General features: G+C 58.7%; 16 protein-coding genes and 1 riboswitch. Of the genes, 5 read left to right on the forward strand and 11 right to left on the reverse strand.

Annotation, left to right across the window (positions count from 1 at the left end; genetic code table 11):
- The first annotated feature begins 160 nt into the window (after positions 1 to 160).
- Positions 161 to 523 carry a cupin domain-containing protein gene (locus tag AC2FNC_RS17090; protein ID WP_480477495.1) on the forward strand — a complete coding sequence of 121 codons (363 nt, stop codon included), beginning with the start codon at positions 161 to 163 and terminating at the stop codon, positions 521 to 523.
- Positions 524 to 555: 32 nt separating this feature from the next.
- On the opposite strand, the gene AC2FNC_RS17095 is transcribed toward AC2FNC_RS17090, so the two are convergent.
- The 6 genes from AC2FNC_RS17095 to AC2FNC_RS17120 form a co-directional block, all read right to left on the reverse strand.
- Positions 556 to 1,488, reverse strand: coding sequence for a hypothetical protein (locus AC2FNC_RS17095; protein WP_496716042.1), 933 nt, complete (start codon positions 1,486 to 1,488; stop codon positions 556 to 558).
- Positions 1,489 to 1,495: 7 nt separating this feature from the next.
- Complete coding sequence (locus AC2FNC_RS17100; protein WP_480477491.1) at positions 1,496 to 2,809, reverse strand: TRAP transporter large permease; 1,314 nt, start codon at positions 2,807 to 2,809, stop codon at positions 1,496 to 1,498.
- Between the two features lie 4 nt (positions 2,810 to 2,813).
- On the reverse strand, positions 2,814 to 3,347 hold the full coding sequence (locus tag AC2FNC_RS17105) for a TRAP transporter small permease (protein WP_480477489.1): 534 nt from the start codon (positions 3,345 to 3,347) through the stop codon (positions 2,814 to 2,816).
- Positions 3,348 to 3,417: 70 nt separating this feature from the next.
- A complete protein-coding gene (locus tag AC2FNC_RS17110; RefSeq protein WP_480555964.1) occupies positions 3,418 to 4,395 on the reverse strand; it encodes a TRAP transporter substrate-binding protein in 978 nt (325 codons plus the stop codon).
- A 54-nt stretch (positions 4,396 to 4,449) separates the two neighbouring features.
- Positions 4,450 to 5,700: an NAD(P)/FAD-dependent oxidoreductase gene (locus AC2FNC_RS17115; RefSeq protein ID WP_480521262.1), complete on the reverse strand. Its 1,251-nt coding sequence runs from the start codon at positions 5,698 to 5,700 to the stop codon at positions 4,450 to 4,452.
- On the reverse strand, positions 5,697 to 6,830 hold the full coding sequence (locus AC2FNC_RS17120) for an enolase C-terminal domain-like protein (protein ID WP_480555962.1): 1,134 nt from the start codon (positions 6,828 to 6,830) through the stop codon (positions 5,697 to 5,699). Before AC2FNC_RS17120 ends, AC2FNC_RS17115 begins: the two co-directional genes overlap by 4 nt.
- Before the next feature lie 97 nt (positions 6,831 to 6,927).
- Between AC2FNC_RS17120 and AC2FNC_RS17125 the strand changes: the two genes are divergently transcribed.
- Complete coding sequence (locus AC2FNC_RS17125; protein WP_480607493.1) at positions 6,928 to 7,848, forward strand: LysR family transcriptional regulator; 921 nt, start codon at positions 6,928 to 6,930, stop codon at positions 7,846 to 7,848.
- Here the strand turns inward: AC2FNC_RS17125 and AC2FNC_RS17130 are convergent.
- The gene (locus tag AC2FNC_RS17130; RefSeq protein ID WP_496716043.1) at positions 7,809 to 9,503 is read right to left on the reverse strand and encodes a thiamine pyrophosphate-binding protein; all 1,695 of its coding nucleotides are present in this window, start codon (positions 9,501 to 9,503) and stop codon (positions 7,809 to 7,811) included. The genes AC2FNC_RS17125 and AC2FNC_RS17130 overlap by 40 nt on opposite strands.
- 111 nt (positions 9,504 to 9,614) lie before the next feature.
- On the opposite strand from AC2FNC_RS17130, the gene AC2FNC_RS17135 reads away from it, so the two are divergent.
- Positions 9,615 to 10,319 (forward strand): GntR family transcriptional regulator, encoded by a 705-nt coding sequence (locus AC2FNC_RS17135; RefSeq protein ID WP_496716044.1) that lies wholly within the window; start codon positions 9,615 to 9,617, stop codon positions 10,317 to 10,319.
- Positions 10,316 to 11,026, forward strand: coding sequence for an aspartate/glutamate racemase family protein (locus tag AC2FNC_RS17140; protein WP_496716045.1), 711 nt, complete (start codon positions 10,316 to 10,318; stop codon positions 11,024 to 11,026). Before AC2FNC_RS17135 ends, AC2FNC_RS17140 begins: the two co-directional genes overlap by 4 nt.
- A gap of 40 nt (positions 11,027 to 11,066) precedes the next feature.
- Here AC2FNC_RS17140 and AC2FNC_RS17145 read toward each other — a convergent pair whose 3' ends face one another.
- The 4 genes from AC2FNC_RS17145 to AC2FNC_RS17160 form a co-directional block, all read right to left on the reverse strand.
- On the reverse strand, positions 11,067 to 11,702 hold the full coding sequence (locus AC2FNC_RS17145; RefSeq protein ID WP_480521274.1) for a nucleoside/nucleotide kinase family protein: 636 nt from the start codon (positions 11,700 to 11,702) through the stop codon (positions 11,067 to 11,069).
- On the reverse strand, positions 11,699 to 12,475 hold the full coding sequence (locus AC2FNC_RS17150; protein ID WP_209508215.1) for an ATP-binding cassette domain-containing protein: 777 nt from the start codon (positions 12,473 to 12,475) through the stop codon (positions 11,699 to 11,701). Before AC2FNC_RS17150 ends, AC2FNC_RS17145 begins: the two co-directional genes overlap by 4 nt.
- Entirely contained in the window at positions 12,475 to 13,548 is a 1,074-nt protein-coding gene (locus AC2FNC_RS17155) for an ABC transporter permease (RefSeq protein WP_209508213.1), read from the reverse strand. Before AC2FNC_RS17155 ends, AC2FNC_RS17150 begins: the two co-directional genes overlap by 1 nt.
- A 107-nt stretch (positions 13,549 to 13,655) precedes the next feature.
- Complete coding sequence (locus tag AC2FNC_RS17160) at positions 13,656 to 14,675, reverse strand: sugar ABC transporter substrate-binding protein (RefSeq protein ID WP_480477469.1); 1,020 nt, start codon at positions 14,673 to 14,675, stop codon at positions 13,656 to 13,658.
- 189 nt (positions 14,676 to 14,864) lie between these two features.
- Here AC2FNC_RS17160 and AC2FNC_RS17165 point away from each other — a divergent pair, with 189 nt between their 5' ends.
- The gene (locus tag AC2FNC_RS17165) at positions 14,865 to 16,055 is read left to right on the forward strand and encodes an ROK family transcriptional regulator (RefSeq protein ID WP_496716047.1); all 1,191 of its coding nucleotides are present in this window, start codon (positions 14,865 to 14,867) and stop codon (positions 16,053 to 16,055) included.
- Between the two features lie 121 nt (positions 16,056 to 16,176).
- Positions 16,177 to 16,302: riboswitch (cobalamin riboswitch) on the forward strand. This riboswitch is flagged as partial in the annotation.

The raw sequence follows: 16,302 nt of genomic DNA on the forward strand, positions 1-16,302 counted from the left end.
TGACACCCGTCGAGCTGTTGCGGCAAAACGCTCCGGCCACCCGTCCCATAATCGCCCTCAGCGAAGGCAACGACCCCCGCATCACCAAAGGAGCCCTCAACGCGCAGAGGGGAGGGTCGTGCTGCTTTGAAACACACGCTCAGCAGGAAGGTATGATGTCATGACACCCCAGGTCCTCAATCTCTTCGGTGCGCCCGCAACAAGCAGCGAACGGCGCCTGGCCGATCTTCCGGACCGCGTTGTCGAAGGCGATCCGCATCACCAGATCGGGGTGCATTTTACCAGTCCGGACGGCAAGTTGTCTGCGGGCACATGGACCTCGACGCCCGGAAAATGGCATGCGTTCACGGACAAGGACGAATATTGCTATATTGTCAAAGGCCATTGCGCTTTGATCCACGAAGACGGCAACCGTCAGGATTTTCGCGACGGGGCGAGTTTTCTGATCCCGAATGGGTTTCGCGGCTATTGGGAAGTCATTGAGGAAACGACGAAGCACTTTGTGATCCGGGATTGCACCTAAGACCCACTAGGTGATCTGAAGCGCAGAAGCCGTTACGCGGGAAGGTGGTTCTTGCGGTAAAGGCGTCGCATGATCATGGGCGTCAGGTACATCGGGATCTGATACGCGCCGATGAATGCCATGATCGGGGCGGTGACATCAGGTGGCAGGGCAACAAAGAAAATGGCGATGTTCCGGTTTCCCGCGATGATCGATATCGCGGTAGATTTGTCTGCGGGGAGCCGGTTTCGGCTCAGGTGAAATGCAACGGCTTGTGCCCCGAAATTGGCCAGACAGGCGAGCGCGATCCAGAAGGTTGCAATGGCGGGATTGTTCAGGGCCGTGGCGCTGACCGATGGCATCAGCCCGATGACAAAGACGGCCAGGGTGAGCGTTCCCAACCCTTCGAGGTTCAGCAGCGTTGCGGGTGAAGGTGCGCGCAGAACTGTGCGCCGTATGACGATGGCGGTACCGGTTGCAGTTACGATGGTCAGCAGCAAGTGCAACCCGGCCCGCACGACAGATTGAATATCCCCCAGTTTAGGCATGAGCAGAAATACCGGCAACGCGGTCAGCGGCAACAGCGCCGTACCCACAACCATCAGCCGCATCGCGTGTTCAGGCGGATGACCCATCATCAGGCACATATTTGGACTGCCTGAAATGGACGGGGCCGCCGCCATGATCAGCAGGGACAAAAGGACAGGCGTTCCAGTCCATCCGCCCGCGAACCCGATGGCCAGCATGATCAGCGGCATCAGGAATTGAAATCCGATGACCGTGAATGCGACCTTTTGCAGATCGCTCAGCGACCCGAGAATGGTTTCAGGGTTCATCCTGAGGACTGTGACGAACAGCAACAACACGACCAGTGGCGGCAGCAGGTTTCGCATCGGCTCGGCCAGGGACGGCAGCAGAAGGCCAGCCGCCAGCCCGGCGATCAGTACATGAGGGCCATGACGCGCCGCCAGATGTAACGGGTTCAAGGCTGTTCTACCCACCCGGGCCTTGGCGCAGATTTTCCGGCAGCCAGGTCGCCAGATCCGGGAACCAGATGAGGATGAAAACCATCAATACCATGATCAGGAACATCGGGATCGCTGCACGCGCGATATAGCTCATCTCGTGGTTTGTCATGCCCTGCATCACGAACAGGTTGAATCCGATCGGTGGTGTGATCTGTGCCATCTCGACAACAACCACGATGAAGATGCCGAACCAGATCAGGTCGATCCCGGCGTCACGGATCATCGGTTCAACCACGGCCATCGTCAACACGACCGAGGATATCCCGTCCAGAAAGCATCCCAGAATGATGTAGAATACCAGCAATACCATCAGCAGCTCGAACCGTGTCAGGTCCCATCCGGCGATCAGGTCGGCCAGTCCGCGCGGCAGGCCGGTGAACCCCATCGACAGCGACAAAAAGGCCGCCCCCGCAAGGATCAGGGCGATCATCGCACTGGTGCGCGTGGCCCCCATCAGGCTTTCGGTAAAGGTCTTCCAGGTCAGCGACCCTTGACCGGCGGCCAGCAAAAGCCCGCCAATCACGCCGAAAGCGGCGGCTTCGGTCGCGGTAGCATAGCCCAGATACATCGATCCGATGACAACGGTGATCAGCAGGATCACAGGCAGCAGAAAGCGTGAGTTTTTGACTTTCTCAGAAAAGCTCAGCTTGCTTTCGTCGTTTGGGTTCCAGTCCTTACCCAGCTTGGAATACAGCGCGACATATCCCATGAACATCGCCGCAAGAACAAGGCCGGGGAGGATACCGGCGAAGAACAGCTTGGTGATCGATTCATTGATCGTCACCCCGTATACGATCAGAGTCAGAGAGGGTGGGATCATAAGCCCCAATGTTGCGGCACCGGTCAATGTTCCGATGATCATCCGCTCGGGGTAATTGCGCTTGCGCAACTCGGGGATCGACATTTTTCCGACGGTCGTCAGGGTTGCCGCCGACGACCCCGAGACAGCGGCAAAGACAGTACATCCAACGATATTCGTATGCACCAGACCACCGGGCAGGGGGGCCATCCAGGGCGACAACCCCTTGAACATGTCCTCGGACAATCGCGTTCGGTACAGGATCTCGCCCATCCAGATGAACATCGGCAGGGCGGTCAGGGTCCACGAGGACGATGCCGACCAGATGGTCGTTATCATGACATCGCCCACGGGGCGTGTCGTGAACAGCTCCATCCCGACCCAGGCGACACCCATCAGGGCCAGTCCGACCCACACACCGGTGCCCAACAAGGTAAAAAGCACAAAGAGGAAGAGGATGATAACAGCCAGGTTTTCCATGCGTTTACTCTCCGTGGCTCTGATCGGCCAGATCGCGGACGATGCGATGTTCACCGCGGAACAGGACGTGGATCAGGTGATCCGTCAGGGCGATGGCAAGGATCACGGCACCGATCAGCATCGCGGATTGAGGGATCCAAAGGGCGGTTCTATCCTGTCCTTGACTGACATCGTTGAACTTCCAGCTCCAGTAGACAAAGCGATAGGCATACCAGCAGAAATACCACATGACGGCGGTAGCGATTCCAAAGCACCAGACTTCAAGAATGCGCCGAACCCCGTCCGGCACTGCGTTCAGCAGGATCGATACACGGATGTGGCTGCCCCGGTTCAGCGCGTTGGCAAACGCCAGAAAAGAGGCGGCAGCCATCGCATAACCGGCATAGTCCGGTGCGCCGGGAAACACTTCGCCGGTCCAGCGGGCCAGCATCTGCACCACGATCAGCAGCAATATGGCAATCAGGCTGATCGCCGCCAGAACCCCTGCTGCCAGATAAATGAAATCCAATACGGACCGAAGCCCTCGCAAAACTGCCATGCCGTCCCCGCTGTGTTCTGATTGGATTTGAAACGGGCGGCAGGATATGCCGCCGCCCGTCCGGTAAGGATCACTGAGACGCGTGGAACGCGTCGACGATGGCCTTGCCTTGGTCCCCGGCGGCCTCTAGCCATTCATTGGTCATGGTCACACCGATTTCTTTCAATTCCTTCACCATCTGATCCGATGCCGGGCCAACGGTCATGCCGCCATCCCGCAGGCCTTGCAAGGTAAAGCCGGTGTATTCCTTGGCACGCCAGTTCCCGGCATATTCCGCCAGCTCAGCACAGCCTTTGATGACGTTCTTGTTGGCATCGGATACACCAGACCAGACGTCGGAATTGACCATCACGTAGTTGCGCGGCAGCCAGGCGTCGACCTCGTAGAAATAGTTCAGGCTTTCCCAAACCTTGCGGTCATACCCGGTCGAACCCGACGATATCATCGAATCCGCCACGCCCGTTGCAAAAGCCTGACTGATTTCAGCCGCTTCGATGGTAACCGGCAGCATCCCGGTCAACTCGGCCAGCCGTGAAGTGGCGTTGTTGTACGAGCGGAACTTGATGCCCTTCATCTCGGCGACCGAGTTTACCTCATTTTTGAAATACAGACCTTGCGGAGGCCACGGTACCGCATAAAGCAGCGTCAGGTTTTGCTCGGCCAGCAGGTTTTCGATCGAAGGTTTGGCCGCTTCCCAAAGCTTTGCGCTGTCGTCGAATGAGGTCGCAAGAAACGGGATGGAATCAAACCCGAACAATGCGTTTTCGTTCTGATGCCCGGACAACAACCGCTCACCAATCGGGGCCTGCCCTGTCTGGATTGCGCGTTTGATGTCGCCGCCCTTGAACAGCGAGCCGGATGGGTGCGTGACGATTTCAATCTCACCGCCGGTGCCGGTGGTGACGCATTTGGCAAATTCCGCGCCCGTGGCCGAGTGGAAGTTTGAGGCCGCATAGGCCATCGGCATGTCCCATTTTTCGGCCATGGCGGGTGCCGCGGCGGTGGCGGTCAGCGCAGTTGCCGCCAGAAGGTTCGTCAATTTCTTCATCATTCTTCTCCCTGTTGAATTTGGAAACACCGGCGTTTCTCACCGGTTTGTTTGTTACTTCGCGTATCGTGACGGCGCGTAGACGCTCATGTCGACATTTGGCGTTCTGCCTGCAATCATCTGCGCCAGAAGGCGCCCGGTTTTCGGCCCGCCTGTCAGGCCGATATGGTGATGCCCGAAGCCCATATAGGCCCCTTTGATACCGGGCACTTCGCCAATAACCGGGATCGAGTCAGCCGGGGCGGGCCTGTGCCCCATCCATTCCACTTCCTCCTTCCATGTCACGCCCGGGAACGCCGCCCGGGCATTTTTGCGCATCAACTCGAACGGCGCGCGCGAGGGCGGCGCATCCAGCCCTCCGAACTCGACAATGCCCGCCAAGCGTATGCGCCCATCCATCGGTGTCGCAACGAACTTGCCCGAGACAACCATAACCGGGCTGCGCGGCATCGCGGAAGGCTTTACCAATTCAAGATGATAACCACGTTCGCTTTCAAGAGGAACAGAAACTCCCAAGCGCTTTGCCAATGGACCCGACCAGATCCCGGCCGTGACGACGGCTGCGTCACAAGCAATGGTCTCGCCACCGGCCCGAACCCCTGTGACATGCCCGTTTTTCCGAACTACGTCTTCGACGTTTGCACGTATGATACGACCTCCATTCGCCTCAACATGCGCGGCAAGGTCTTTCACGTACCGGCCGGGGTCGGTGATGTGGCCATGATTCGAAAGCCGGGCGGCAAACCCGATGCCCTGACTGTAAACCGGGTCATATTCATGGAAAGCGTGACCTTCCAATTCGTCCCACTGAAACCCGTTCCTGCGCCGGATATCCCAACCAAATGCATCTTCCTCAAAATGCGCGCGATCCCTGTAAAGAAACAGGTAATCTGACGGAACCAGCCACTTTTCCGCCCCCGTTCCGGCCGCCAGCGCCTTGTGGTCATTCAGACTGTCGCCAACGATGGACGACAGTGCTGCGGCGATCCTCTCGACGTCGGCGGCGTTGGCGTGACGGAGGTATTGCCAGAGCCACGGAAGAAGCTTTGGCAAATACCCCCATTTCAGGAACAAGGGTTGCGAGGGGCTGAGCAGCATCTTCGGCGCTTTGCCCAGCAATCCGGGAACGGTGACCGGAACGATCGAACACGAGGCCAAAACCCCGCCATTGCCGTGCGAGGTACCTTCGGCAGGTCCTGCCTTGTCGATCAGGATCACGTCGTGACCATCCCGCTGCAACCAGACCGCAGTCGACACGCCGACAATTCCGGCCCCTATGATGGCTATGGTTTTCTTGTCCGTCATTCTGTCACCGCCTTGGCAACCGCATAATGATTCAGTTTGGTCAGGTCAGGTCTGCCGCCAAGTCCGGGGTCCTGAGGCACGCATACCTGACCGTCCTTTACCTGAAATGGCTGCTCCAGAATGTCCTCTTTCAGGAAATAGGACGCCTGATAGAATTCGCAGCCCAGAGAGATTTCCGGTGTCGTGGCAATCATGTGCGTGCCCGCCAAGTGGGCCAGTCCAGCCTCGAACATGTCACCACCATAGGCCGTCAGGCCATGGGCCGCAGCAATGCGTGCAACTGTCTGCCCGCGTGTCAGGCCGCCTGACTTCATGATCTTCACTGAAACTCCGTCGCAGATCCCTTCGCGAGCTGCGCGCTCCATATCTTCGGGGCCAAAGACGCTTTCGTCGGCCAGAAGGGGAACATCCGTCATCTGCCGCAGCTTTGCCATCATGCCATACTGATGGGCGCGGACAGGTTGTTCAATGAAGTCCGGTTTGAACTGAGCGACGTCCCGCACCTGCGATGGCGCATCATCAATGCTGAGCCCTTGATTATAGTCCACGCGGACCGAGAACTCCGGGTAGTTCTGGGCAAGATACTCCAGCCGCATGATGTCAAAGGCGTGATCCTTGAACCCGGTCTTGAGTTTGACAATCCGAACACCGTCCTCACGCAGGCGCGCCAACAGATCGACGTCCTGGGCAAAGTCGGGATTTGCGATGGAACAACTCAGCGGAATGCTGTCGCGGAAGCGACCACCCAGCAAAGACCAGACTGGAACACCGCTGATCCGGCCTGCCAGATCCAGCAGTGCGGTTTCCAGCGCCGCCTTGGCTTCGGTGCAATGTGCCACGGCATAAGCCGCACGCGCCATGATGGCGGCCCGATCCCCAACGCATGCCCCAAGAACGTGAGGGCGCAGATAACGGTCCAGTGCCGCAAAACTCGCTTCGGGTGTTCCGGTGAAAACAGACCAGGGCGACGCCTCGCCATACCCCTGCGTGCCATCCTCGGATGTCAGGCGCAGGATGACGACTTCGCAAACGCCTTCAACCGATCCGATGCCGTGATCCCGGCGGGATGTGACCGGCAGTTCAAGGTGCCACAGGTCATAGCCGATGATTTTCTGTGCCAGATTGCTCATTTCGCCCCCTGTCGATGGGGAAAGCCTGCCTTGACCGGGCTATCATTTCAAATACTATATTTTCGTAAGTTCATCAGAAAAAGTGATGTAGCAATCGTTGTCCCTACGCTTTCGCCAGCTTCAGGCCTTTCATGCCATCATGGAAACCGGAACCGTGACCGGCGCGGCCTCGGTTCTTGGGATATCGCAACCCGGCATCAGCAACCTTCTGGCACAGCTCGAGCGCGAGGCTCGTCTGCCTCTGTTCGAACGGACCAAAGGCCGATTGCTGCCAACCCCTGAGGCTGAGATGCTATTTCGCGAGGTCGACACGGTCGTGCGAGGGCTGGACCACGTGGCGCAGGCCGTAACCGATTTGCAGAACAAACATCCCGGTCAATTGCAGGTTGCCGCGCCTCACCTGTTGTCCTTTGGCTTCATGCCCCGCGAGATCGCGTGTTTTGCCAAAACGCGTCCGAACCTGTCTGTCAGCTTTCAGTCGCAATATTCGTCCAAGATTCAGGAATGGGTCATCTCGGGCCTGTTTGAAATCGGTATCGTCGAGATGCCCATTCTGCATGACACACTGAACTATCAGGAGTTTCAGTTTGAAACGCTCGCGACTTTTCCTGAGGGCAGTCCCTTGGCCGAGCACGACGTACTGACGCCAGAGATTTTGGAAAACGAACCCTTCATCGTGATGGGGCCGGAACACCAGACCCATCGCCGGACTCGCGACATCTTTCAGGCATCCGGCCACACATGGCGTACCCAGATACACACCCATCTGTCCGAAAACCTGCTGAGCTTTGTAAAACAGGGTATGGGGGTCGCGATGATCGACCCCTTTACTGTGACCTTTGACGACGAGAGCGGGTATCAGACCCGCCCATTTGCGCCGCCAGTCATGCTGGATCTCGCGATCATCACGGCCAAGGGCCGCCCTTTGTCCACGATTGCCCAGGAATTTCTGGCCCAGTTGACCCCGTCAATTGCCTCTTACGCGACCCATTCCGAGACCGGTGCGGCCGCTTCGTGAAGCGGCTGTGAGTGAATGTCGACAAGTGTTGGGCCGTCATGCTCAATTGCCTGTTTCAGCACGCGCGTCAGATCCTCGGGGTCTTTGACGGTCCAGGATTTGACGCCAAAGGCCGCCGCAACAGCGGCGTGGTCTGTCCGGTTGAAATCAACATTGTAATAGCGCTGACCAAATCCCGCTTTCTGGCCAGCCTTGATCCATCCGAAGACTGAGTTCGAGAAGACGATCGAAGTGATTGGCATATTGTGCCGGACCATCGTTTCGAACTCGCCGCAGGTGAACCCGAACGAGCCATCGCCCATGACCGACAGGGTTTTAACCGATGGCCGCCCGACATGTGCCCCCATGGCCGCGCCCAGCGAATACCCCAGCGCCCCATGTGCCCGGTTGGTGATGAAATGGCGCCCCGGTTTCCGCCAGCGGTAATATGCGCTGAAATAGGGGCAGGGGGTGCCGGGGTCGGCGACGACAATCGCGTCGTCATCCAGAATGTCCATCAGGGACGCCATGACGGCCTCGGGCCGGATCGGTGTCTCGCGACTTGCGGCCAGGGGGGCGAACGCGGCCATCTTGGCCTCCCATGCGGCGCGGGCCTTGGCTGTTCCGCCTTGGCTGGTCAGGCCCTGCCGGTCTTCCAGTGCTTGCGCCAAAGCCTCCAGCGCCAGTCGGGCATCGGCGCAGATCGCCACTTCGGTCTGGTAATTGGCGCCGATCACCATCGGATCGCTGTCGATATGGATGATCGTGGTGCTGCGCCCGGGGCTTCGCCACCGTTCCGTTGTGACCGAACCGGCGCGGCAGCCAATGAACAAAACGACATCGGCCTGATCCACGACGGCGCGGGTTGCCGGGATGCCCCCGTTCGACCCGACAACGCCCAGGGCCAGCGGGTCGGTCTCGGCAATGGACCCCTGACCCGACACGGTTGTGGCCACGGGCATGTCCAGCAGGCCTGCAACCCGGCGCAGCGCATCGGTCGCCCGGGACAAAACCGGCCCGCCACCACAGACCGCAACCGCGGATTTGGCCCCTGCAAGAATGGCAGCCGCTGCTTCGATGGTGTCCGGGTCAGGTGCGGCCCGTTCAGCGGGATAGCTGCGGTGCCTGTCATCCGCCCAGATTTCAGCCTCATCGACCTGCGCCTTCTGCGTGTCAAACGGCAGCGCCAGATGCGTCGCACCGGGCGTGCCGGTCGTCATCGCCCTGAAGGCGGCCCGAACCATGGCCGGAAGCCGCGCGGCGTCGTCGAGGGATGTGTTCCATTTGGCCAGAGGCCGGAACAGCGCAGGCTGATCCAGTTCGGTCAAAGGGTATTTGCCGCGGCTGGTTGTTGCCACATCCGACGTGATCGCCAGAATCGGAACCGAGCTTTCGTTGGCCTCGACCACTCCGGGCAAGATATAGGTCGCACCACCGCCGGACGGGCCCTCGCACACGCCGGGCTTGCCGGTGACGCGGGCATAGCCATCCGCCATATAGGCCGCGTGCCTCTCGTCCCGTGTCAGGATGTGCTGAATGCCGTGATCCATCCGGGCAAGGGCATCATAAAAGGGTAAAGTGGTATCGCCGCACAGGCCAAACATATGCGTCACACCATGCGCTTCGAGCATACGCACCATGGCTTCGGCTCCGGTCAGAAAATTTGTCCCTGTCATGGTCGCGAGTCCCTTGTGTCAAATCTGTACTCAGATCTGTATACAGTTTTGTATATTGATTTCAAGCTCAACGTGTGGCACCTGTGATTCAAACAAAGAAGGGCAGGGGTAATGGCTGGTCCGCGCGTCGATGATATCTATGATCAGGTCAAGGCGATGGCGGTTTCGTTTCGCCTGCGCCCCGGCGACCGCCTGAACGAAGTGGCGTTGTCCAGGGATCTGGGCGTCAGCCGCACCCCGCTGCGCGAGGCGTTGAACCGTCTGGTCGCCGAACGGCTTTTCGACTTCCGCCCCGGACAAGGCTTTTTCTGCCGCCCGCTGGATGCGCAAAGCGTGTTCGACCTGTTCGAACTGCGCCAGATCATCGAAACAGCGGCGGCGCGCGCGGCCTGTGCCAAGGCATCGGACGAAGACCTGCAGTTGCTGCGGGATGAGCTTTACGCAACGGGCATCGACATCACCGGTCTGACTGTTGAAGAAGCCGTCAACCGGGATGAGGCGTTTCATCTGGGTATCGCGAAGCTGTCTGGAAACATGGAACTGTTGCAAACCCTGACGCGGATCAACGACCGTATTCGCTATATCCGCTGGATATCCATGAGCCTCGACAGGGTGCAACGCTCAAAGGACGAACACAAACGCGTCATGCAGGCTTTGATGGACCGGAACGCGGATGAGGCCGCTCGGGTTCTGGGTGCACATATCTCCAAGCGTATGGATCAGGTGCAGGATGCCGTGCGTCACGGGATTTCGAACATCTACATGGATGGGTCGGACGATATCTCGGCCCGTATTATTGAGGAGGTTGAGGGATGATCGCGCAGGGCGGAAAATCCATCTACGGCGCGTCTGTCGGCATTTTGATGCTGGATGCCCGGTTTCCCCGCATTCCCGGCGATATGGGCAACGCGCAGACCTGGCCCTTTCCGGTTCACTACCGCATTGTTCGCGATGCCTCGCCGGATCGGGTGGTCCGGCGCAAAGCCGAAGGCATGCTCGACGTGTTCATCAACGCGGCGCAGGAGCTTGTCAAAGATGGTGTCGACGGGATTACCACCAATTGCGGGTTTCTGTCCCTGTTCCAAAAAGAACTGGCCCAGGCTGTGCCTGTTCCGGTGGCCACATCGTCCCTGATGCAGGTTGAAATGGTCAACCGCATCCTGCCAGCGGGAAAACGCGCCGGGGTTCTGACCATATCAGCCTCTACTCTGACCCAAGATCACTTGCTGGCCGCCAATGTTCCATTGGACACACCCATCGGCACAACCGAAGGCGGGGCGGAGTTCACCCGCGCAATCCTTGGAAATGAGCTTGGTCTTGATGTGGAATTGGCCCGCAAGGACAATGTCGAAGCCGCCATGGCCCTGACATCGGAACACCCCGATCTTGGCGCGATCGTGCTGGAATGCACGAATATGTGCCCCTACGCGCCCGATATTCAGCGCGCCACAGGGCTGCCCGTGTTTTCTATCGTATCTTTTGTGACATGGTTTCAGGCCGGTCTTGTGCCGCCCACCTACTAGACAGGTGACGCGGGCGCGCTGCCAGACCCGCCCTCATCCGTCACAGGTTCAGGTCGCCTTGTACCGAGTTCCGGATCACCCGCTCGGCATTCGGAATGTCGTTTGAAAGCGCCCGCTCTCTTGCGGCCTGTTTGTCCAGCCCAAACCCAACCCAACGGTCGGTGAGCCGGGATTCCAGTGTTGCCAGATCGACGCCCAGAAACACCTTGAGCGCCCATAGGGGATGAAGGCCTGACCAGCACGGTTCATCCAGCAAAAGGTAATTGCCTTCAACCAGAACGACCCGCTGATTAGGAGAGATCATTGATCGGGCAGCGATTGCCAGATCAAGCTTTCGGTCGAAGCCCGGAATTGCAACTTCATCTTCGGTGCGCAAACGCACAAGCAAGGCATGAAACCCGGCAAGATCGAAGGTTTCCGGCGCGCCCTTGCGGGGGAAAAGCCCGCGTTCCTTCAGGATCGCGTTGTCAAAGTGAAAACCGTCCATTGGCACAAGCCCGGCTGACACCCCGCGCCGGTTCAGTTCGGCCGTGGCAAGGCTGGCAACAGTGCTTTTTCCGGATCCGGGAGGCCCGGCAATCGCGACAAGTTGCCGGTGTCGGGCCGGCGGCAGCGCCTCAACGGCGTCGACGATACGGTCGGCCAGAACGTCAGGGGCGGTGCCGCCACCGGTCATGCGGCCTGATCCTCGGGCGGTGCTTCCTTAGCCCCGGTCATAAACGCCACGGCGTCGGACATCGAATAGTCTTTGGGGTCAATCACACACAGGCGTTTCCCCAGCCGGTGCACGTGAATTCGGTCTGCGACTTCAAAAACATGAGGCATGTTGTGGCTGATCAGGATGATTGGGATGCCACGCGATTTCACATCCTGGATCAGTTCAAGGACCCTGCGGCTTTCTTTGACGCCCAGTGCTGCTGTCGGTTCGTCCAGAATAATGACCTTGGACCCGAACGCCGCCGCGCGTGCCACGGCGACCCCCTGACGTTGTCCACCCGACAGGGTTTCGACCGCCTGATTGATGTTCTGGATCGTCATCAGACCCAGTTCGCTCAGCTTTTCGCGGGCGAATTTTTCCATCGCCGGACGGTCAAGCATGCGAAGCCACGACCCGAGCGGTCCTTTGCGCCGAATTTCCCGCCCCATGAACATATTGTCCGCAATCGACAGGGCAGGGGACATGGCAAGCGTCTGGTACACGGTTTCAATACCGGCTTCACGCGCGTCGATCGGGGAATGGAAATTCACCTTTTGACCTTCCAGCCAGACCTCGCCTTCGTCCGGCGCCACCGCGCCCGACACAGCCTTGATCAGCGTCGACTTGCCCGCGCCATTGTCGCCGATCACCGCCAGAATCTCACCCGGCATCAGATCGAAGTCGCAGTGATCCAGCGCAGTCACCTTGCCATAGCGTTTCACAAGGTTCCGTCCTTTGAGAATGGGTTCCATCAGGCTGCCACCTTTCTGATCCACTGGTCGACCGCGACCGCTGCGATGATAAGGATGCCGATCAGCAGGAACGTCCATTGTGCATCCGCGCCCAACAACCGCAGCCCAAGCGTAAAGACGCCCACGATCAGGGCACCGAACAGGGACCCCAGAATAGACCCCCGACCGCCAAACAGAGATATCCCCCCAATCACGACCGCCGTGATGCTTTCAATGTTGGCCAGCTGCCCCGAGGTTGGCGAAACCGACCCGATCCGACCAATCAGGGCCCAGCCCGCAAAGGCGCAGATCAGGCCGGACAGCATGTACACGGATATCAGCGTGCGGTGTACGTTGACACCGGACAGCTCTGCCGCTTCGGGGTCATCCCCGACGGCATAGACATGCCTGCCCCAGGCCGTGTGCCGCAGCGCGTATGCAAGGACGAGGATCAGCGCCAGCATGAAGACCACCCCGACGGTAAACACCGCCCCGCCCACGTTAAACTTGGCACCAAACAGTTGCAGGATGGCGGCGTGTTCCTCGATCTCCTGCGACCGGATCGTTTCGTTTTGTGAATAAAGAAAATTCGCCGCAAGAACGATCTGCCACATGCCAAGGGTGACGATGAAAGGTGGCAGCTTGATGCGACTGACCAGAAACCCGTTCAAGGCCCCGATTGCCGAGCCAACAGCAAGGCCGCACACAATCGCAACCGAAGGTGGCATTCCATAGCGGAAGGTAAACTGCCCCATCACAACCGACGACATCACCATGATGGCCCCAACACTCAGGTCGATGCCTGCGGTCAGGATCACAAGGCTTTGTGCCGCGGCCACAATCCCGACGATCTGAACCTGCTGAAGGATCAATGTCAGCGCAAAGGGCGAAAAGAACTTGGGGCCTAATAAGACACCAAAGATGACGATGGCAGCGACAAGGACAATCAGCGGGACCAGCGACGGGTTCACATGCAGAAAATGCTGAACCGTCCCGACAAATCCGCGTTGGTGATCGTCAAACTCGGCGACTTGCTCCGGGCTGCCTTTTGCGGCGGTTTCGAAATCGTCAGCTTGTCGTGAAGAATCGGACATAGAACTTCCCCCAAAGCGTCAGGTTTATGACGACTTTAGCAAGGTTTCAGGCGTGTGGGTGGTTTTGATAAGTGGAAGGCCGCGCAGCGACCTTCCAAACATTCAGCTTAACCCCAGCAGAGGTCCATGCCTTCCTGAACCGAGATGGACTCGACGCCGTCGGCGGCCTTATCCGTCACAAGCGCCACACCGGTGTCAAAAAAGTCCTTACCGGGTGTGTTCTCGGGCTTCACGCCTTCGTCCGCCCATTTCTTGACGGCCTCAACGCCCAGCGATGCCATCAGCAGCGGGTATTGCTGTGATGTTGCACCGATGACGCCGTCCGCCACGTTCTGCACGCCAGGGCAGCCGCCATCGACGGAAACGATCAACACGTCATTTTCGCGCCCGATAGCCTTAAGCGCTTCATAAGCGCCCGCTGCCGCCGGTTCGTTGATGGTGTGCACCACGTTGATCGTCGGGTCTTTGGCCAGCAGGTTCTCCATGGCGCGACGACCGCCTTCTTCGTTGCCAGCGGTGACATCGCTACCAACAAGACGCGGGTCGTTTTCATCGCCAATCACGTTCGGATCGGCCAGATCAACACCGAACCCCTGCAGGAACCCTTGATTGCGAAGCACATCCACAGTGGGCTGGCTGACCGCAAGGTCCAACGTGGCGATTTTGGCGTCATTCGCCGCATCACCCAACGTGGCCTTTGCCCATTGTCCGATCAGAAGCCCCGCAAGGAAATTGTCCGTGGCAAAGGTCGCGTCGGCCGAGTCGATAGGCTCAAGTGGGGTGTCCAGCGCAATCACCAGCAGCCCGGCATCGCGGGCCTGCTGCACCGCTGGAACGATAGACGACGTATCCGACGCGGTCAGCAGGATACCCTTTGCGCCATCCAGAATGCAGGTTTCAATGGCCTGAACCTGAGTTTCGTGGTCTCCGTCGACTTTGCCGGCAAAGGCTTTCAGCTTCATGCCAAGCTCTTCGGCTTTGGCTGTGGCACCCTCTCTCATTTTAACAAAGAAAGGGTTGGTATCCGTCTTGGTGATCAGGCAAACGGTTTCACCTTCGGCCATTGCACTGCTTGCCATGGCCGTAACCGCCAGCGCCGTGGCGCCTGCAAGTTTCGCAAGTTTCATCGGTAGTCCTCCCAGTTTTCCCAATGCCCGTCCGGGCATACGTTTGATCGGGCAAAAACCGGCCCGATCTCACATAAAAACCATCACAAGATTCGAATTTCGAGTCAATAAATAAATCACTCTTATTTATTATTGACAGAATGGAAGGGTTTTTACATTGTCGTCATGAAGGGGATGGCCGTGTCTGCAATGAACTCTCAGGGCAATACCACTGGCGTACGCGAGCCAGACATGCGCGGCACCAACCAAAGTGGAATGCGGGCCCGAAATGAACGGCTTGTCCTGTCACTGGTTCGGCGCCATCAAGCCCTTGCAAAATCTGAAATCGCGCGCATGACCGGCCTGTCGGCGCAGACGGTCTCGGTCATCATGCGCCAGTTGGAGAACGATGGGTTGCTGTTGCGGGGCGAACCGATCCGGGGAAAAGTCGGACAGCCATCGGTTCCCATGCGCCTGAACCCGGACGGCGCGTATTTCTTTGGGCTCAAAGTCGGGCGGCGCAGTACCGAACTGGTGCTGACGGATTTCCTTGGCAACGTCAGGCACCGCGAGCGGCGGACCTATGATTTTCCGACGCCCGAGGCGACATTGAGCTTTTCCACAGAAAGCCTCGACAAAGTGATGGCGTCAATGTCGCCCGAGGCGCGCAGCAGAATCGCGGGCCTTGGGATTGCCATGCCGTTCTACCTCTGGGACTGGGCGCAGACATTGCAGGTTCCGCAGGAAAAAATGGATCCGTGGCGTAACGCGGACCTGAAAGGCGCGTTGGCCGCTAGCTATGACGTGCCGGTTTTCCTGCAAAACGACGCAACGGCCGCCTGCGGTGCCGAGCTGGTGTTTGGCCCTGCAGAAGGCCCGCGAGATTTCCTGTATTTCTATGTCGGCTTCTTCATCGGGGGCGGGGTGGTTCTGAACGGCTCCATCTTTTCAGGGCGGGGAAATGCCGGTGCGCTTGGCCCATTGCCTGTGCCGGACGAAGTGGGCGGAGTGAAACCGTTGATAGATGTCGCCAGTCTTTATGTGCTGGAGCGTGCGGTTGGTGGAAATGCCGCAACAGCCGGTTCAATCTGGGAAACGACACTGCATTGGGACGTACCGGAAACCCACCTTGAGAATTGGCTGAACCAGGCGGCGCACGGAATCGCCCATGCCATCGTCTCTTCTTGCAGCCTGATCGATTTCGAATGTGTCAAGATTGATGGCTGGATGCCTGCTGATATCAAGGCGCGGCTGGTGGAAAGGGTTGAGCTCAAACTATCCCATATGAACCTGACCGGGCTTGAACGGCCCTTGGTGCTGGCAGGGGCGGCGGGCCCGGATGCCCGGTCATTGGGGGCGGCCAGTTTGCCATTGTCGGAAAGATACCTGCTCGAAGGGTAGGTTCATCCCCGAAAAACCCCGACCTGTATCCAAAGCGGATCAACCGGAAAAAGGGCATTGCCCGCTGAACTTTTTGACAGCCAGCGCAATTGATCGTTGACGGATGCTGAAGAAGTCTGGCAAGCCGCTCGGCATGTCCGGTTCCGGGGCGTGCTCTGGAATCAATAGGGAATGCGGTGCGGGCTTTGGCCCAATTCCGCAACTGCACCCGCAACTGTAAGCGGCGAGCAGGGCTGAAGTGCCACTG

It is taken from the genome of Ruegeria sp. BHSA123 (assembly GCF_059613425.1).